This is a genomic window from Streptomyces sp. NBC_00669, from assembly GCF_036226785.1.
Classification (GTDB): domain Bacteria; phylum Actinomycetota; class Actinomycetes; order Streptomycetales; family Streptomycetaceae; genus Actinacidiphila.
Genome location: NZ_CP109018.1, coordinates 3,426,836 through 3,444,873 on the forward strand (window position 1 = coordinate 3,426,836; position 18,038 = coordinate 3,444,873).

17 protein-coding genes are annotated in these 18,038 nt (G+C 73.6%); 9 read left to right on the forward strand and 8 right to left on the reverse strand.

Features of this window, described 5'->3' with window-relative positions; all coding sequences use genetic code 11:
- Window positions 1–157: 157 nt before the first annotated feature.
- From OG896_RS13835 to OG896_RS13845, 3 genes are all read left to right on the forward strand, one after another.
- Entirely contained in the window at window positions 158–670 is a 513-nt protein-coding gene (locus OG896_RS13835) for a MarR family winged helix-turn-helix transcriptional regulator (protein ID WP_328468514.1), read from the forward strand.
- A gap of 91 nt (window positions 671–761) precedes the next feature.
- Entirely contained in the window at window positions 762–1,286 is a 525-nt protein-coding gene (locus tag OG896_RS13840; protein ID WP_329365443.1) for a sigma factor-like helix-turn-helix DNA-binding protein, read from the forward strand.
- Window positions 1,283–1,480 carry a hypothetical protein gene (locus OG896_RS13845; protein WP_329365444.1) on the forward strand — a complete coding sequence of 66 codons (198 nt, stop codon included), beginning with the start codon at window positions 1,283–1,285 and terminating at the stop codon, window positions 1,478–1,480. The genes OG896_RS13840 and OG896_RS13845 overlap by 4 nt, the downstream gene beginning before the upstream one ends.
- A 139-nt stretch (window positions 1,481–1,619) precedes the next feature.
- Here the strand turns inward: OG896_RS13845 and OG896_RS13850 are convergent, their stop codons facing one another.
- Together OG896_RS13850 and OG896_RS13855 are read right to left on the reverse strand one after the other, a co-directional pair.
- Entirely contained in the window at window positions 1,620–2,786 is a 1,167-nt protein-coding gene (locus OG896_RS13850) for a cystathionine gamma-synthase (protein WP_329365446.1), read from the reverse strand.
- A gap of 120 nt (window positions 2,787–2,906) precedes the next feature.
- A complete protein-coding gene (locus OG896_RS13855; protein WP_329365448.1) occupies window positions 2,907–3,602 on the reverse strand; it encodes an NADPH-dependent F420 reductase in 696 nt (231 codons plus the stop codon).
- 287 nt (window positions 3,603–3,889) lie between these two features.
- On the opposite strand from OG896_RS13855, the gene OG896_RS13860 reads away from it, so the two are divergent.
- Complete coding sequence (locus OG896_RS13860; protein WP_329373981.1) at window positions 3,890–4,240, forward strand: winged helix-turn-helix transcriptional regulator; 351 nt, start codon at window positions 3,890–3,892, stop codon at window positions 4,238–4,240.
- Between the two features lie 46 nt (window positions 4,241–4,286).
- Here OG896_RS13860 and OG896_RS13865 read toward each other — a convergent pair whose 3' ends face one another.
- From OG896_RS13865 to xylA, 3 genes are all read right to left on the reverse strand, one after another.
- Window positions 4,287–4,970, reverse strand: a complete 684-nt coding sequence (locus tag OG896_RS13865) for an ABC transporter ATP-binding protein (RefSeq protein ID WP_329365450.1) — start codon at window positions 4,968–4,970, stop codon at window positions 4,287–4,289.
- Between the two features lie 204 nt (window positions 4,971–5,174).
- Window positions 5,175–6,650, reverse strand: a complete 1,476-nt coding sequence (locus tag OG896_RS13870; protein ID WP_329365451.1) for an ABC transporter permease — start codon at window positions 6,648–6,650, stop codon at window positions 5,175–5,177.
- 352 nt (window positions 6,651–7,002) lie between these two features.
- Window positions 7,003–8,184 carry a xylose isomerase gene (xylA, locus tag OG896_RS13875; protein WP_328468500.1) on the reverse strand — a complete coding sequence of 394 codons (1,182 nt, stop codon included), beginning with the start codon at window positions 8,182–8,184 and terminating at the stop codon, window positions 7,003–7,005.
- Between the two features lie 92 nt (window positions 8,185–8,276).
- On the opposite strand from xylA, the gene xylB reads away from it, so the two are divergent.
- Together xylB and OG896_RS13885 are read left to right on the forward strand one after the other, a co-directional pair.
- Window positions 8,277–9,689 carry a xylulokinase gene (xylB, locus tag OG896_RS13880; protein ID WP_329365454.1) on the forward strand — a complete coding sequence of 471 codons (1,413 nt, stop codon included), beginning with the start codon at window positions 8,277–8,279 and terminating at the stop codon, window positions 9,687–9,689.
- A gap of 216 nt (window positions 9,690–9,905) precedes the next feature.
- Window positions 9,906–11,021, forward strand: a complete 1,116-nt coding sequence (locus OG896_RS13885) for an ROK family transcriptional regulator (RefSeq protein WP_329373983.1) — start codon at window positions 9,906–9,908, stop codon at window positions 11,019–11,021.
- Between the two features lie 138 nt (window positions 11,022–11,159).
- Here OG896_RS13885 and OG896_RS13890 read toward each other — a convergent pair whose 3' ends face one another.
- Window positions 11,160–12,488, reverse strand: coding sequence for a L,D-transpeptidase (locus tag OG896_RS13890; RefSeq protein WP_329373985.1), 1,329 nt, complete (start codon window positions 12,486–12,488; stop codon window positions 11,160–11,162).
- A 393-nt stretch (window positions 12,489–12,881) separates the two neighbouring features.
- Here OG896_RS13890 and OG896_RS13895 point away from each other — a divergent pair, with 393 nt between their 5' ends.
- Window positions 12,882–13,223, forward strand: coding sequence for a hypothetical protein (locus OG896_RS13895; RefSeq protein ID WP_329365456.1), 342 nt, complete (start codon window positions 12,882–12,884; stop codon window positions 13,221–13,223).
- A gap of 322 nt (window positions 13,224–13,545) precedes the next feature.
- The gene (locus tag OG896_RS13900) at window positions 13,546–14,490 is read left to right on the forward strand and encodes a glycosyl hydrolase family 18 protein (protein WP_329365458.1); all 945 of its coding nucleotides are present in this window, start codon (window positions 13,546–13,548) and stop codon (window positions 14,488–14,490) included.
- Between the two features lie 170 nt (window positions 14,491–14,660).
- Here the strand turns inward: OG896_RS13900 and hutH are convergent, their stop codons facing one another.
- Both hutH and OG896_RS13910 read right to left on the reverse strand, forming a co-directional pair.
- A complete protein-coding gene (gene hutH / locus OG896_RS13905) occupies window positions 14,661–16,217 on the reverse strand; it encodes a histidine ammonia-lyase (protein ID WP_329365460.1) in 1,557 nt (518 codons plus the stop codon).
- 126 nt (window positions 16,218–16,343) lie between these two features.
- Complete coding sequence (locus OG896_RS13910) at window positions 16,344–17,651, reverse strand: helix-turn-helix transcriptional regulator (protein WP_329365462.1); 1,308 nt, start codon at window positions 17,649–17,651, stop codon at window positions 16,344–16,346.
- A gap of 197 nt (window positions 17,652–17,848) precedes the next feature.
- On the opposite strand from OG896_RS13910, the gene OG896_RS13915 reads away from it, so the two are divergent.
- Entirely contained in the window at window positions 17,849–18,016 is a 168-nt protein-coding gene (locus OG896_RS13915) for an albusnodin family lasso peptide (RefSeq protein WP_443057032.1), read from the forward strand.
- Window positions 18,017–18,038 lie beyond the last annotated feature (22 nt).

Below are 18,038 nucleotides of genomic sequence, written 5' to 3' on the forward strand. Positions count from 1 at the left end.
TGCCCGGGAAGTCGACAGAAGCTCCCCGCGGTGACCGTGGCCGCGTACTCTTCTCCCAACTTCCCGCCGTACCCGCGCCGTACCTCCCGCTCATCCCACTTCGACCGGAACCCTCACCGGTACTCCACCGGACCGACAGAACGCGAGCTTCAAGGTCATGTCCAACCCTCCGGAGACCTCGACCGAACTCCTTGAGAGCCTCCAGCACCAGGTCGCCCTCTTCGCCCGCCGCGCCGAGCAGACCCGGCTCGGCGGTGTCGGCAGGGCCCGCAACTCCATGGACCGCGCCGCCTACCTCCTGCTCAACCGGCTCGACCACGAGGGCCCGATGGGCGTCAAGGCACTCGCCGAGGCGATGGGCATCGACTCCTCCACGGTCACCCGCCAGGTCGCGCCGCTGGTCGACACCGGCCTGGTCAAGCGCACCTCCCACCCCGAGGACGGACGTGCGGTCGTCCTCGCGCTGTCCCCGCGCGGCCGCGGTCGGCTGGGCGAAGTACGCGACTCCCGGCGGGAGTTGATGGCCAAGGTGACCGAGGACTGGTCGCCGCGGGAACGGGAGCTGTTCACCGAGCTGCTGGGCCGCTTCAACATCGCGCTTGCCGACTGGCACTCCGGGTTCGGGCAGCGCGGCGAGCCGGACCGCGGCGAGGACATCGTCGGCCGCTGAGCGCACCCCCGCACCGGCGCCGCCGAACCGGTGTGACCCGGGTCACGCACGAGTATTGACCCCGGGCCCGCGCGTGCCGTCCCATGGCCGCGTGGGGACTCCAGGGCGCACTCCAGGACGCACTCCAGGGCGTCAGCGCCGGGCGGTCGCGGGGACCCGCCGGGACGCCGAGTTCGCGGCGTTCGTCGCGGGCGCGGGCGGACGGCTGCTGCACTCCGCCCTCCTCCTCACCGGCGACCGGGCCGCCGCCGAGCGGCTGCTCACCGCCGCGCTCGCCCGGCTCTACGCGGACTGGCAGCACCTGCTCGACGGCGACGACCCCTACGACCGGGCGCGCACCGAGCTGTTCGTGCGGTACGCCTACCGGCCCTGGCGCCGCCTGCGCGGCGGCGCCCTCGACGGGCTCTCCGCGCGCGAGCGGCTCATCATCACCATGCGGTACTTCGAGGGGATCGGGGAGGAGCAGACCGCGGCGCTGCTCGGGATGGGGGTCGAACGGGTCGGGGAGATCGCCGCGCACAGCGGGGCGAGGCTGCGCAGCCGGCCGGCCCGGGTCGGCCCCCGGGCCGCACGGTCCCGGTCCCGGTCCCGTACGGCCTCGGCGGTCGGACGGTGAGTGCGCCGCCGAACCGGCGCGAGGACGAGTTGCGGCGGCAACTCGACACCCCGCACCCGCTGGTGCCCTCCGACCTCGCGGAGCGCGCCGCCGCGCGGGGCCGCCGGCTCCTACGGCGCCGCCGCATCGTGCGCTACGCGCTCTGCACGGTCCTCCTCGCCGCGGCCACCACGGCAGTGCTCCTCCTCGCCTGAACCCCCCGGGTGCCCCAGCCCTGCCGGCGCCGGGACCACCCCCTGGGGGGCTGCCCTTGGACACGGCGAGCACCCCCCCGCGCGAGCACCCCCACCGGCAGGTGGCCCCTCGACCGTCGGACCGGGGCACCCGGGTGGATCAGCCGAGCGCGCCGCGAAGATCGTCGATGAGGTCGTCCACCGCTTCGATGCCGACCGAGATACGGACGAGGTCCGCCGGAACCTCGAGCGCGGAACCGGCCACAGACGCATGCGTCATACGCCCCGGGTGCTCGATGAGCGACTCCACCCCGCCGAGCGACTCCCCGAGCGTGAAGAGCTCCGCACGGTCGCAGACGGCGACCGCCGCCTCCTCACCGCCGGCCACCTGGAAGGACACCATCCCGCCGAAGCCCCGCATCTGCTTCGCCGCGACCTCGTGCCCGGGGTGCGAGGCGAGCCCGGGGTAGTAGACCCGGGTGACCTTGCCGTGGCCCGCCAGCATCTCCGCGATCCGCCCGGCGTTCTCGCTGTGCCGGTCCATCCGCACCGCGAGCGTCTTGATCCCGCGCATGACCAGCCACGCGTCGAACGGCCCGGCCACCGCGCCCATCGCGTTCTGGTGGTACGCCAACTCCTCGCCGAGCGCGGCGTCGGAGGTGACCAGCGCACCGCCGACGACGTCGGAGTGCCCGCCCATGTACTTGGTCATGGAGTGCACCACCACGTCCGCGCCCAGCGCCAGCGGCTGCTGGAGGTAGGGGCTGGCGAAGGTGTTGTCGACCACCAGCCGCACCCCGGCCTGGTGCGCCACCCCGGCGAGCGCGGCGATGTCGGTGATGCCGAGCAGCGGGTTGGACGGCGTCTCCACCCAGATCAGCTTCGTCTCCGGCCGTACGGCGTCGCGTACCGCCTGCACGTCGGAGGTGTCGGCGACCGACCACCGCACGCCCCACCGCTCGGCGACCTTCGAGAAGAGCCGGAAGGTGCCGCCGTAGGCGTCGTTGGGGATGACCACGTGGTCGCCGGGCGTCAGCACCGTACGCAGCAGGCAGTCCTCCGCGGCCAGGCCGGACGCGAAGGCGAGGCCGCGGCTGCCGCCTTCGAGGGCGGCGAGGTTCTGTTCGAGCGCGGTGCGGGTCGGGTTGGCCGAGCGGCTGTACTCGTAACCGCCGCGCAGTCCACCGACGCCGTCCTGCTTGTACGTCGAGACCTGGTAGATCGGCGTGACCACCGCACCGGTCTGCGCGTCGGCCGGCTGGCCGGCGTGGATCGCCAGGGTCTCGAAGTGCTGGTGCGCACGCGGGTGGTGAGGGCTATCGTTCATGCCGCCGAGCGTAGCCGCCGGGCACCGTGACCCGCTGATCGGCGCAACGCGCCGGATCGTACGGCGTGGCGCGCGCCCCCGTTCCGACCCGGCGGGTCCGCGCCCGGCGGCCGGGGCGGCTCAGGCCCGCGCGGTGGCGCGGGCCGGCACGTGGGGGACGGCCGCGCCCGGGTCGTGCCCGGCGAAGACCAGGGCGATCACCAGGCCCGCCGCTTCCTCCAGTTGGCGCGCGCGGCGCAGCGGCCCGACGGCCGCGGGCTCGGCGCCGGCGTCGCGGACGAGGCCGGCGGCGGTGTGCAGGGCCGCCTCGTCGTCGCCCGCGATCGGTACGGTGACCGGTGCGCGGCCGGGCGACCACTGGTCCGCGGGGAAGAGGTGGAACGCCTTGACCACGTGTGCGCCCGGGGCGAGTTCCGCGATGTGCTCGGCGGCGGCCCGGCCGTCGGCCACGAGGTGCTCGCCGACGCCGTGGTCCACCGCGTTGACCGGGTCGATCAGCACGGTCCCGGACAGCGCGCCGCCGGCGGCGCCCGCCGCGCGCAGGATGTCGGGCACCCCGGTCCAGGTGACGGCGAGCAGCACGGCGTCCTGCCCGGCGACGGCCTCAGCAGGGGTGGCCCCCGCGCGGGCGGTGCCGCCGGTGGCCGTACCGCCACGGCCCGGGTCACCGGTGACCGTACCGGCGCCCATCGCGGCCGCCGCCGCGGCGGCCTTCTCGTGCGAACGGCCGCCGACCACCACGTCGTGCCCGGCCCGTACCCAGGCCGCCCCCAGCGCGGTCGCCAGGTTTCCGGTGCCGAGAATCCCGATCCTCATCGTGTGCTCCCGAAGGTGTGGGCGGCCTGCGGGTCGAGGCCGCCGCGGGACCGCCACCGTAGGAAAACCGACGCGCACCGGACGGTAGGAAACGGATGCGGGACCATGGCGGCACGATGGACGACGACCGCGCCACCCCGACGACCACCGCACCGGCGACCACGGCACCGACGACCGCCGCACCGGTGACGGCCGAACCGGCGACCGGCACCCGGGCCCCGCACTCCGCCCGGGAGAACCGAGGCGCCCCCACCAGCCGGAACCCCGGGGACGCCTCCTGCGAGCGGCTGCTCGTGGACTGCCGGCTGCGCGCGGCCACCGAGCTGTTCGCCCACACCTGGGACCCGGTGATCCTCGCCGGGCTCAGCGAAGGACCGCTGCGCCGGGCCGAGTTGCGGGCGCTGGCCGGCGGGATCAGCGACAAGGTGCTCACCGAGTCGCTGCGCCGCCTGCTCGCCAACGGCCTGGTGGAGCGCCGCGCCTTCCGCGCCGCGCCGCCCCGGGTCGACTACGGCCTCACACCGCTCGGCACCAGCCTGGTGGACGGCCCGCTGCGCGCGATGGGCCGCTGGACCCGGGAGCACGGCGAGGAACTGCTCGAAGCCCAGGAGCGCGCCGCCGGGCAGGCGGCGAGCTGACGACCGGCGGCGGGCCGACGACCGGCGGCGGCGCCGCCCCGGGGGCTCACTTGCGGGTGGACTCGCGCACCGTGAGGGTGCCCTTGCGGATGGTGGCCAGCCGGGGGGCGCGCTTGGCGATGGTGGAGTCGTGGGTGACCAGGATGAAGGTGAGGCCGCGGTCGCGCCACAGCCCTTCGAGCAACGCCATGATGTCGTCGCGGGTGCCCTCGTCGAGGTTGCCGGTCGGCTCGTCGGCGAGCAGCACCTTGGGCTCCTTGACCAGGGCGCGGGCGATGGCGACGCGCTGCTGCTGGCCGCCGGAGAGCTCGGACGGCAGGTGGGTGAGGCGCTCGCCGAGTCCGACCGACTCCAGGGCGGCCGCGGCGCGGGTGCGGCGCAGCGACGGGCGGACCCCGAGCGGCACCAGCGCGGTCTCGACGTTCTCCTGGGCGGTGAGCGTGGGGATGAGGTTGAAGCTCTGGAAGATGAAGCCGATGTTCTCCGAGCGGACCTTGGTCAGCCGTGCCTCGCTGAGCTTGGCCAGGTCGGTGCCGTCGAACTCGATCGAGCCGGAGGTGGGCCGGTCCAGCGCGCCGAGCATCTGGAGCAGGGTGGACTTGCCGCCGCCGGTGGGGCCTTGGATGACGACCTGGTCGCCGTCGACGATGGTGAGGTCGATGCCGCGCAGGGCGTCGACGTTGGTCTTGCCCCGGCGATAGCGCTTGGTGACGCCGCTGAGCTGGTACATGGGTGGACTCCTGGGAGCGGAAGGGAAGTGGGGGTGGCCGCCGGGTGAGAGGCCCCGGGAGCGGCCGGACGGCCGGGGTCACGCGGCGGAGCGGCCGGGTTGCCGGGTGGCCGGGTGGCCGGGTGGCGGGGCCGACGAGCGAGGCCGATCAGCGGGGTCGATCAGCGGGCGGCGCGGCCGATCGGCGGCCGATCACAGCCGCGGCTACTCGACGCGGCGCAGCGCGTCGGCCGGGCGCAGCCGGGACGCGCGCCAGCCGCCGAAGGCGCCGGCGATCAGGCCGCCGCCGATGGCGAGCCCCACGGCCAGCACGATGGTGCCGGCGCTGACGGGCGCGCTCAGGGCGACGTCGAGCGTCTTGGACGCGGCCTGCCGGGCGCCGCCGCCGAAGCCGCCGGGGCCCCCGCCGCCGGGCCCGCCCGTGCCGCCGGAGGAGGCGGAGGAGCCGAGTTGGGCCGTGAGGCTGGGGCTGATCTCGGTGACGGCGAAGGCGCCGGCCAGGCCCAGCGCGATCCCGAGGACGCCGCCGATCAGGCCGTTGACCAGGGCCTCGCCCATGACCTGCCGGGTGACCCGGCCGCTCTTCCAGCCGAGCGCCTTGAGCGTGCCGAACTCCCGCACGCGGCGGCTGACCGCCGAGGAGGTGAGCAGCCCGGCGACGAGGAACGCGGCGATCAGCACCGCGATGGACAGCCACTTGCCGACGTTCGTGGCGAGCGACGACGCCGTGGACAGCGACCCGGAGACGGTGGAGGCGAGGTCGGCGGAGGTGGTGACGGTGGTGCCGGAGATGTTCTTCTGGATCTCCGACTTGACCCCCGAGATCTGCTTGGAGTCGGCCGCCTTGACGTAGACCGTGGTGACCTTGTTCGCCGAGGAGGAGAGGGTCTGCGCCTGCTTCAGCGGCAGGTAGAGGTTGGCCGCCGCGTCGCCGCTGTCGGCGGTGGCGATGCCGATCACCTTGTACTTGGTGCCCTTGACGGTGACGGTTGAGCCGACCTTGAGCTTGTTCTGCTTGGCGTACGCGGAGTCGGCGACCATCACCTTCGCGTCGGCGTCGGCCGCGGTGAAGGTGGTGCCGGAGGTGATCTTGGAGGAGGTCAGCGGGCCGAGCGAGAGGTTGGAGACGTCCACGCCGTAGAGCGTGTAGCTGTTGGCGTCGAACTGCGCGCCGCCGCCCTTGACCTCGCCCTGCGGCGCGCCGCTGCCGCCGGAGCCGCCGCCGGGCCCGCCACCCGCGCCGGAGGTGCTCTGGCGCTGCTGGAACTGGCCGGGCGTGAAGGTGCCGTTGATCTTCAGCACCTGGAGGTTGAGCCCGCCGACCGCGCCCGCGACGTTCTTCTGCTTGCCGACGCTGCTGACGACCGAGGAGGACAGGGTCTGGAAGCCCTGCACGGTGACCCGGTCGCTGCTCTGCGACTTGCCGTCGCTGTTCGCGTCGAAGTCGAACTTGGGCCGGGTGGTGGAACCGGTGCCGGCGGCCGGCGCGGCCTTGGTGACCGTCATGTCGGTGCCCAGGCCGTACAGCGACTTGAGCACCTTGCCCTGGGCCTGGTCCATGCCGGACGAGACCGAGTCGACCGTGATGACGAGGCCGATGCCGAGCGCGAGGCCCAGCGCGACCACGAGCGCCGCCTTGCGCCGGCGGCGCAGCTCGCGCCGGAGATACGTGAAGAACATCCGATTCCTCGTGTTTGGCAGAGAGAGGCAGTGGAGTGCACCGGGGTGAGGTGCGGAGAGCGGGGGCGAACGCGAGGAGGGCGAGGCGTCCGCCCCTGCTCCCACTGCCGCGCAACGCTAGGAATCGGCGGTGAGGGCGCGGTGAGGCGAAAGTGAGGGGGGCTTGAGAAAGAGCACGTGGAGATGAGGTCCGGCTGAGCGGAAGGTGATTTCTTCCTTGAACAGGCCGCGCACGGCCTGTTCACAGCCGGTCCCCAGGTTGGTCCGGGACTCTTGTCCGTTGCCCGGACCGGCGTACGGGCCGGCAGGCCGGTCCGCCGGTCCGACCGGGGACGTGCAGCGGTCGTACGGTTCAGCGCACGCCGAGCAGGTGGTCCATGGCGAGCTGGTCGAGCGCCTCGAAGGCCATCCCGCGCTCGGCCACCGCGTCCGCGTCGAAGTCCTCGTACGCGCTGCGGTCGGCGAGCAGGTCGGCCAGCGACTCGTCGGCGCCCAGCGTGGTCTGCGCCAGCTCGTCCAGGCCGGAGACGCGCAGCGCCTCCTGGACCACCGGGTCGGCGCGGAAGGCGGCGGCCCGCTCCTTGAGGATCAGGTAGTTGCGCATGCCGCCGGCCGCCGACGCCCACACGCCGGACATGTCCTCGGTCCGCGGCGGCTTGAAGTCGAAGTGTCGCGGGCCCTCGTAGCCGCCGCGCTCCAGCAGGTCGACCAGCCAGAAGGCCGAGCGCAGGTCGCCGGCGCCGAACCGCAGGTCCTGGTCGTACTTGATGCCGGTCTGGCCGTTGAGGTCGAGGTGGAAGAGCTTGCCGTGCCACAGCGCCTGGGCGATGCCGTGCGGGAAGTTGAGCCCGGCCATCTGCTCGTGGCCGACCTCGGGGTTGACGCCGACGATGTCGGGGCGCTCCAGCGAGTTGATGAACGCCAGCGCGTGGCCGACGGTCGGCAGCAGGATGTCGCCGCGCGGCTCGTTCGGCTTCGGCTCCACCGCGAAGCGCAGGTTGTAGCCCTGCTCAGTGACGTACTGGCCGAGGATGTCGAAGGCTTCCTTCATCCGGTCCAGCGCGACCCGGACGTCCTTGGCGCCGCCGGACTCCGCGCCCTCCCGGCCGCCCCACGCGACGTAGGTCTCGGCGCCCAGCTCCACGGCCAGGTCGATGTTGCGGATCACCTTGCGCAGCGCGAAGCGGCGCACCTCGCGGAGGTTGGAGGTGAAGCCGCCGTCCTTGAAGACGGGGTGGGTGAAGAGGTTGGTGGTGGCCATCGGCACCTTCATGCCGGTGGCGTCCAGCGCCTGCCGGAAGCGCTTGATGTGGCCGTCGCGCTCGGCGTCGGAGGAGCCGAAGGGGATCAGGTCGTCGTCGTGGAACGTCACGCCGTACGCGCCCAGTTCGGCGAGCCGGTTCACCGACTCGACCGGGTCGAGCGGGGCGCGGGTCGCGTCGCCGAACGGGTCGCGGCCTTGCCAGCCGACCGTCCACAGTCCGAAGGTGAACTTGTCGGCGGGGGTGGGGGTGAGGTTCGTCTCGGAAGTCATTGCGGTCGGCTCCTATTCGTCAGACTGTTGAACAAATTAGTATGCGAGCCCAGGGTTGGGAAGTAGGAACCGCGCGAAAGGACCGGGATCACATGGCGCGACAAGGGCAGATCGTGCTCGGCGTGGACAGTTCGACGCAGTCCACGAAGGTGCTGGCGGTCGACGTCGACAGCGGCGAGGTGCTCGCCCGCGGCCAGGCGGCGCACACCGTCAGCACCGGCGCCGGGCGCGAGACCGACCCCGAGGTGTGGTGGAACGCCCTCCAGGAAGCGCTGGGCGAGCTCGGACCGTACGCGGCGCGGGCCGACGCGATCTCGGTCGGCGGCCAGCAGCACGGCCTGGTCGTGCTCGACGAGCGGGGCCGCCCGGTGCGGGACGCGCTGCTGTGGAACGACGTCCGCTCCGCCCCGCAGGCCGAGGCGCTGGTGGAACGGCACGGCGCCGCGTGGTGGGCCGAGCGGGTCGGCTCGGTGCCCGGCGCGAGCTTCACCATCGCCAAGTGGGAGTGGCTGCGCGCCCACGAACCCGAGGCGGCCGCGGCCGCGCGGGCGGTCCGGCTGCCGCACGACTTCCTCACCGAGCGGCTGAGCGGCACCGCCGTCACCGACCGCGGCGACGCCTCCGGCACCGGCTGGTGGGCGGCGAGCACCGGGGCGTACGACGACGCGCTGCTCGCCGAGGTCGGGCTCGACCCGAAGCTGCTGCCCGCGGTGCTCGGGCCCGGCGAGCAGGCCGGCACCGTACGGGACGGCGCCGGCGTACGGCCCGGCGCGCTGGTCGGCGCCGGCACCGGCGACAACGCAGCCGCCGCCCTCGGCCTCGGGCTGGCCCCGGGGCGGCCGGTGCTCAGCCTCGGCACCTCCGGCACCGTCTACGCGGTCGCCCGGCAGCGCCCGGCCGACCCCTCCGGCACCGTCGCGGGGTTCGCCGCCGCCGACGGGGCCTGGCTGCCGCTGGCCTGCACGCTGAACTGCACGCTCGCCGTGGACAAGGTCGCCACGCTGCTCGGCCGCGACCGCGAGCAGGTCGACCCCGGCGGCTCGGTCGCCTTCCTCCCCTTCCTCGACGGCGAGCGCACCCCGAACCTGCCGTACGCCTCCGGCCTGCTCACCGGTGTCCGGCACGACACCACCGCCGGGCAGGTGCTCCAAGGCGCCTACGACGGTGCGGTGTACGCGCTGCTCGCCGCGCTCGACCTCGTGCTCGCCGTCGACGGGGCGGACCCCGGCGACCAGCCGATCCTGCTGATCGGCGGCGGCGCACGGGGGGCCGCGTGGCGGGAGACCGTACGGAGGCTTTCCGGGCGGGCGGTCCAGGTGCCCGTCGCCTCGGAGCTGGTCGCCCTCGGCGCGGCGGTCCAGGCGGCCGTCCTCCTCACCGGCGAGGAGCCCGCCGCGGTCGCCGCGCGCTGGGGCACCGACCGGGGCGAGCTGCTCCCGGCGACGGAACGCGACGACGCGACGCTCGAACGGCTGCGGGCAGCGCTGCCGTTGGTGGGCGCCTGACGTCACAGGCGCTTGCCGCGGGGCGGAAGGGCGAATGTCGGAACCCCCGCGGCGGGGGCCCGGGAGCGTGCCCTCGGCCAGCAGCGGGCGGGTGGGCGGGGAGGAGCCCCCGGAGGGGCCGCACATACTTTGTGGACGGCACGGCGTGAAAGGAGAACCGTGGTCAAACGCACCGGCGCCCAATCGGAACTACGCCACCGCAACCTCTCCCTGGTGATGCGAGCCCTGGCCACGGAGGACGACCTCACCCGCGCCACCATCGCCGCCGAGGTCGGCCTCACCCGGGCCACCGTCTCCACGCTCGTGGACGAACTCCTGGCCGCGGGCCTGCTGGAGGAGCGCGGAGCCCGCCGCCCCGGCACCGTGGGCCGCCCCGGCACCGCCCTCGCGCTGTCCGACACCGGCCCCGCCGGCATCGGCGCGGAGATCGGTATCGACCACCTCGCCGCCTGCGTGGTGGACCTCCGCGGCGAGCTGCGCTGCCGTACCGAGTCCCCCGCCGCGAACCGGGGCCGCCCGGCCGCGTCCGTGCTGGCCGAACTCGCGGAGCTGACCGCGCAGGTCGCCAAGGAGGCCGCCGCGATGGAGCTGCGCCCGGTCGGCACCACGGTCGCCGTCCCCGGCCTGGTCAGCCGCGACCGCGGCACCGTACTGCGCGCCCCCAACCTCGGCTGGGAGGACGTCTCCGTCGCCACCGCGCTCGGCCCGCACGCGACCGTCGTGGAGAACGAGGCGAACCTCGGCGCGCTCGCCGAACTCTGGCTCGGCGGCCATGACCGCCTCGCCGACTTCGTCCACGTCTCCGCCGAGATCGGCATCGGCGCCGCCCTCATCGTGGAGGGCCGGCTCTTCCGCGGCGCCCGCGGCTTCGCCGGCGAGCTCGGCCATGTCCCGGTCCACCCGGACGGGCCGCTGTGCTCGTGCGGCGCGCACGGCTGCCTGGAGACCTTCGCCGGCGAGGAGGCCCTGCTCCGGTCCGCGGGCGCCGGCACCCCGAGGGAGCTACGCACCGCCGCGGCGGCCGGCGACCCCGCCGCGATCCGCGCCCTGGAGGACGCCGGCGCGGCCCTGGGCATCGCGCTGAGCGGCGCCGTCAACCTCCTCGACCCGCAGGCCGTGGTGGTCGGCGGCCCGCTCGCGGACCTCGCGCCCTGGCTGCTGCCCGGCGCGCGCCGCGAACTGGCCGCCCGCGTCACCGACCGCCAGTGGCGCCCGGAGGACGTGGTCACCTCGCGGCTCGGCCGCGACGGCGTGCTGCGCGGCGCCGCCTACAGCGCGGTGCGGGCCGTCCTGGACGACCCGGCCGCCTGGATTCACACCGCCCTGGACTGACAAGCGAGCCGGGCGGTACCGGCCGCGCCCCCGAGACGCGACCCGTACCGCCCGGCTCACTTCGCCCGGCGCACTCCCGTACGGCCGCTCCCGTACGGTCTGCTGCCCGGCCGGCTACCTGCCCGGGCTCGGCTCAGCTCACAGCGCGGAGCCGGCCACCCACTTGCTCCACGACATGTTCCAGCCGTTGAGGCCGTTGTCGGGCTGGATGGTCTTGTCGGGCGAGTTCTTCACCACGACCACGTCGCCGATCAGCGAGTTGTTGTAGAACCACGCCGCGTCCGTCGTGTCGTCCTTGCCGCCCTTGACGTCGCTCAGCCCGATGCAGCCGTGACTGGTGTTGGCGGTGCCGAAGATCGACTTGTCGGACCAGTAGTTGCCGTGGATGAACGTGCCGGAGTTGCTCAGCCGCATGGCGTGCGGCACGTCGGGGATGTCGTACTCGCCCTTGCCGTCGTCGTCGGTGAAGCCCACCGTCGCGCCGTTCATCCGGGTGGTCTGGTCCTTCTCCTCGATGACCATCTGGCCGTCGTAGGTGGTGTGCCCGTCGCCGCCGGCGGAGATCGGCAGGGTGCGGATCACCTTGCCGTCGCGGACCACGGTCATCATGTGCGTGGCGGCGTCCACCGTGGAGACCTGCGAGCGGCCCACGTCGAAGCCGACCGTCTTGTGCTGCGTGCCGTAGACGCCCGGGGCGCCCTCGACGCCCGCCAGGTTCAGGTTCAGCGTGACGTGCGAGCCGGCCTGCCAGTAGCTCTGCGGCCGCAGGTCGAGCCGAGTGGAGCTGAACCAGTGGCCGACGACCTGCTGCCCGCTGCTGGACTGCACGGAGATCCCGCGCTGCACGGCGGCCCGGTCGGCGGACGAGATCGCCTTGCTGAAGTTGATCGAGACCGGCATGCCCACGCCCACCGTGGAGCCGTCCTCCGGGGTGAAGTACCCGACGAAGCTGCCGGTGGCCGCCTTGGTGCCGAACGTGGCCTGCGTGGAGGTCGTACGTCCCTGCGAGTCGCTGGCGGTGGCGGATATCCGGAACTGGAGGCCGTGCGCGAGCGTCGCGTTCGGCGTCCAGGTGGTGCCGTCGGCGGATATCCTGCCCGCCACGGTGTGGCCGGTCGACGTGGCCGTCATCGTCACCTTGGTCAGCTTGCCGCCGGTGACGCTCACCTTCACCGCGCCGCTCACCGCGGCCTGGGTGGTGCCGGACTTCGGCGAGATGGTGATCTTCGCGGTCGAGGTGTGCTTGGCCGCCGCCGCGTCCTCCCGGGCCTGCGTCTGCGGGCTGGTGGTCGGGCTCGTGGTGGGGCTGGAGCCGGGGTCGGCGGAGGTGGCGCTCGTCGTCGGGGAGACGGACGCGGCCGCGTTCTGGCTGCTGTCCTTGCCGCTGTCGCCGTGGCCGCACGCGGTCAGCGCCACCGCGCCGCCGGCCACCACCGCGAGCGCCGCGAGGGTGCCGCGGCGGAACACGGTGCGCTTCCGGCGGACTGCTCCGGTCGGGCCGTGCTCGGCGGGGCCGTCCTCTGCGGAGGCGGGGGATTTTCCGGTGTCGGGCGGCGTCACGCGTCTCTCCCATGATCGGGGTCGCCCGCAGGCCGAAACGATCGGCGCGGGGCTTCTTCCGCCATCCATGGAAACAGCCTCGGCGCCAGGTATGTCCTTTCCGATGGAAATTGTGGACTTTGACACGTACTCCCCGTGATGACCGTCACGCGGCTTTCCGCGGCATTCCGTAGCCCGCCCGCCACGCACCGCGAACCGCCGGCGAATCCCCGTCGGGCCGACCCGCCGCTTCCCACCGGCCGCCGCCAGTCACTACGATCGGCCCTTACGGTCAACTCGCCGCATCCGCTGGGGGATCAGATGGCCTCGCCCCGCCCGTACGTCGCCGTGGCCGCCGCTGCCGTGCTGGCCGCGCTCTACTTCGTCCCCTCGGCACACGCGGACACCGCCACCGTCGCGGCCACCTCCACCGTCGCGGCCACGACGCCGGCCGCCACCTCCGCCCGGACCCCCGCCACGACCACGCAGGCGGCGCCCGCCGGGTCGCTCGCCGAGACCGGCATGATCGACACGAAGCCCTACGTCATCGGCGGCGCGGTCTTCCTCCTCGCCGGCGCCGGGCTCGTCGTCAACGCCACCCGCCGCTCCCGCCACGCCTTGCAGGTCGCCGAGGCGGCGGAGGACGCCGACCCGGAGGAGTAAGCCGGCGGCTCTCCGCCGAGCCCGCCCTCCCCCGCCCACCGCCCAGCCCCGGCCACGCGCCGCCACGCCCCACGCCCCGGCCACGCGCCGCCACGCGCCGGGCCCCGGGACCGGACCCCGGACCCCGGACCCCGGACCCCGCGGCAGGCAAAACCTCGGTCAAGAGGGTGGCCGCGATTCATTTATCTGAACTCCGGGTCTTGACGTGCACCAGCCAACGGCCCAACCATGCTGACTCATGGTTAGGAAGCTTTCCTAACCTGTCACCCCCTGCGGTCTTGCGCTCCCCCACTGTCTCCTCCGCCTCCCGAGAGGTTTCACCATGGCCAAGTCACCCGTCCGCCCCGCACTCGTCGCCGCGGCCGCGGTCGCCCCGGTGCTCGCGCTGCTCGCCGCGGCCCCCGGCGCCCACGCCGCCGCCGTGGCCCCGACCGCGCTCCCCGCACAGTTCGCGGCGCCGTACCTGCAGATCGACTCCTCCTCCGCCAAGGACATGGCCGCCGACCAGAGCGCGAGCGGGCTGAAGAACTACACGCTGGCCTTCCTCACCTCCAAGTCCGGCTGCACCCTCCAGTGGGAGGACGGCGGGGACTCGGTCGGCGCCTTCAGCTCCCAGATCAACGCGGTGAAGTCGGCCGGCGGCAACGTGATCCCGTCCTTCGGCGGCGCCGGCAGCAAGGAACTCGCCCAGACCTGTACCTCGGTCTCCAGTCTCACCGCGGCCTACCAGAAGGTGGTCAGCACCTACGGCGTCACCCGGCTCGACTTCGACATCGAGGGCGACACCCTCGCCAACGGCAACGCCAACGCCCGGCGGGACCAGGCCCTGGCGGCGCTCCAGCAGGCCGACCCGTCCGTGCAGATCGACTGGACGGTGGCCGTGGACCCGGACGGTATGGAGTCCGACGTCACCACGCTGCTGAAGAACGCGCAGTCGGCGGGGGTGAAGACCAGCGCGGTGAACCTCATGACCATGGACTTCGGCGACGGCGAGAACGCCCTTGCGGACGCGGAGTCCGGTGCCACCGCCGCCGAGAAGCAGTTCGCGAGCATCTACGGCGGCTCGGCCGCGCAGAACTGGGCCCGCATGGGCCTGACCCCGATCGCCGGGCAGAACGACGACGACGAGGACTTCACCCAGGCGAACGCCTCCACGCTGGAGAGCTTCGCCGCGTCGAAGGGCGTGCAGGAACTGGCCTTCTGGGAGGTCGACCAGTACGACAAGCCGACCGGGTACGCCTACTCCAAGATCTTCAACAAGATCTGAAGGACCAGAAGGACCCGGAGGATCTGACGCCGAGGACGACGGCGGGCGCACCCTGACCCGTCCGGACCCGCATGCCGGCGATGCGGGTCCGGACGCTCTCCCGGAGCGGACCCGGACCCGAACCCGGCCGCGGGTCCGGACGCCCGCCCCCGGCTGGTGCGGTCACGGCACTAGGCCAACGGCCCCGTCACGCTCTCCGCGGCCCGGACCAGGGAGCCGTGGCGGACGAAGGACTCCGCGGCCGCGAGGTCGGGCGCGAGGAAGCGGTCCCGCCCGGGCCCGGGCACCCCGGCGGCGCGCAGCGCGGCGAGCACGGCGGCGGTGGCGGGCGCCGGGCGCAGCTCGGTCCCGGTGGTACGGATCTCCAGCGCCCGGGTGGCCGCGAACATCTCCACCGCGATGACCCGGGTGAGCGCGTCCACCGCGGTCCGCAGCTTCCGCGCCGCGGACCACCCCATGGACACGTGGTCCTCCTGCATCGCCGAGGAGGGGATCGAGTCGACGGACGCGGGCACCGCCAGCCGCTTCATCTCGCTGACCAGCGCCGCCTGGGTGTACTGCGCGATCATCAGCCCGGAGTCCACGCCCGGGTCGTCGGCGAGGAAGGGCGGCAGCCCGTGCGACCGGTTCTTGTCGAGCAGCCGGTCCGTACGCCGCTCCGCGATCGACGCGAGGTCGGCCGCGGCGATCGCGAGGAAGTCCAGCACGTAACCGACCGGGGCGCCGTGGAAGTTGCCGTTCGACTCGACCGTGCCGGCCTCCGTCACCACCGGGTTGTCGATGGCCGCGGCCAGCTCGCGGTCCGCGACCAGCCGGGCGTGCGCGAGGGTGTCCCGCCCGGCCCCGGCGACCTGCGGCGCGCACCGCACGGAGTACGCGTCCTGCACCCGCGGCGCGTCGTCCTGGTGGTGGCCGGTCAGGCCGGAGCCCGCGAGCACCCTGCGCATGTTGTCCGCGCTGGCCGCCTGCCCGGGGTGCGGGCGGATCGCGTGCAGTTCGGGCGCGAGCACCCGGTCGGTGCCGAGCAGCGCTTCGAGGGTGAGCGCGGCGGTGACGTCGGCCGCGGTGAACAGCCCCGCCAGGTCCGCGCAGGCCATCACGAGCATCCCGAGCATGCCGTCGGTGCCGTTGATGAGGGCCAGTCCCTCCTTCTCGCGCAGCTCGACCGCTTCGATGCCGTGCTCGGCGAGCAGCTCCGCCGCGGGGCGCACCACGCCGTCCGGCCCTTCCGCCTCGCCCTCCCCCATCAGCACCTGGGCGCAGTGCGCGAGCGGCGCGAGGTCGCCGGAGCAGCCGAGCGAGCCGTACTCGTGCACGACCGGGGTGATGCCCGCGTTCAGCACCGCCGCCATCGTCTCCACGACCACCGGGCGCACCCCGGTACGGCCCGACGCCAGCGTCTTCAGCCGCAGGAACATCAGCGCGCGCACCACCTCGCGTTCCACCCGCGGGCCCATGCCCGCGGCGTGCGACCGTACGAGGCTGCGTTGCAGCTGGGCGCGCAGCTCCGGGCTGATGTGGCGCACCGCCAGCGCGCCGAAGCCCGTCGAGACGCCGTAGACCGGTTCCGGTTTCGCGGCGAGCGCGTCGATCACGTCGCGCGCTCGCGCGACGCCCTCCAGCGCCTCCGCGCCGACCTCGATCCGCGCGTTGCCGCGGGCGACGGCTGTGACGTCTTCCGCTTCCGTGCCGTGCGCGCCCAGCACCACCACGTTCTGCATATCCATATTCACAAACCCTAAGCACTGAATCGTTCCCTGTCACCCGCCGCCCCGACCTGCCGCCCCGACCCGCACCGGCGCGCAGCCCCGGCCTCCCCATCGACCGTCCTCAGCCGGCCGCAAGCCGTGGCGCTACGAGGTGGCAGCGGACGGCCGGATCGCGGCGACGAGTTCGCGGACACCGCCGGTTCGGGGGTGGCGCCGGGCGAGGTCGGCGACGATGGCACGGATACTGGGGCGGTCGCGGACCTCGGCGGGGGCGGTGCGGTGGGCGGCGAGGAGGGCGTGGACGGTCTGCTCCGGTTTGTCCCATCGCCACCAGGCGCGGGCCATGTCGGTGTGGAGCCGGCCGCGGCGCTCGGCGGTGGCGAACTGGCCCGGATGGAGGTTGCGGCCCGCGTGGACAGCCGCCCCGGCGTCGCCGAGGGACCACAGGACGCCGACCTTGTAGAGGGCCACGGAGGCGGGGGTGACCGAGAAGGTCGGCGAGCCAAGCCGTTCCGGGAGAAGGGCGGCGGCACGTTCGGCGTCCCGGATCATCTCCAGGGCGCGGTCACGGTCTCCGGCGTCGGCGGCGGCATAGGCGACCGTGCAGAGCATCTGTGCGAACGTCCCGGCCTGTGCGGGAGTAGTCAGTCCGGTGGCCTCGACCTGGGCGGCGGCGTGGAGGGTGACGCGTTGTGCGGTGGCGGCGCGCTTCTCGTGGCGCAGCACGATGCTGAAGGCGCGGGCGGACGCGGCACCGGCCAGGGGGTCACCGGAGATGCGCGCGTAGGTGTTGGACCGGTCGGCGGTGATCCGGCCCGCGTCGTGGCGGCCGAGTTTGGACAGGGTCTCGGTCGCCAGGTCATAGCAGGCGGCGAGCCGGGCGTAGCCGACCGCCTCGCCCTGGTCGGCACAGGCCTCGGCGGTGGCCAGCAGGTCGGGGAGCGCCTCGATCAGTTCCGCGTGAGCGCCGCGGTTGAAGAGGGCACGTGCCTGGCGGTATCGGAGCGCCAGGCGGTCCGCGGTCGGCGCGGAGGCAGGTGCGGGCAGCAGCGCGAGGGCCTCATCGAGATGGTCGAGGGCGAGTGCCGGTAGGACCAGGCCGGCGGCCAGGAGGGACCGGCGTCTCATCGGGTCCTCCTCGGATACGGCCGGGCGCTGGGCGCTGGCAACTGTAATGGCCCGAGGTGGGGCGACACCGAGAAGTAGGCCAAGTACCCCCGCAGGGATGACGAGGGCATCGGCGAAGCGCTTGAGCATGTCCAGGTCGGTCGCCGGCCGCTCAGCGGTCTCAAGGCGGCTGACGGCCGAGGCGGAGTAGCCGGCGGCCCTGCCGAGGTCGGTCTGCCGCCAGCCACGCTCCTGGCGGGCCCAGCGAATCAGGCCCCCGACGTCACCATCCGCGATGAGTTCATGGACCCGCGGGGAGTTCCAGTCCGGCACCTGAGCACGCATGGCCGCCCCCTTTGAGAACCCCTCGGGCATCACATCAGCCCGCTCACGGTAGCCGGGCGGTTACAGCCGGTCGAGATCGTGTGCGTGATGCGCAAACGGATTGCGCGCGGGGGGAGTTGACTCGGTCGGGACTCGGATCGGCGGTGTCCTGGTGGGGCAGCACCCGCCGGGAATCACCTGGCGGTCATCATCCGCCCATGCGTATGGAGGGAATCGTCATGGACGACCGTACGGACCACCCCACCACCCCCGCGTCCCCGCAGCCCGGGCCGATGCTCGTCGAGCTCGGTGACCTCGTGACCCTGACCCAGGGCCAAGGCGGCGGCCAGAGCGAGGACAAGCGCCGCGCGTACAACTGCGCCTGACCGACCACCCGTGCGGTGGGGC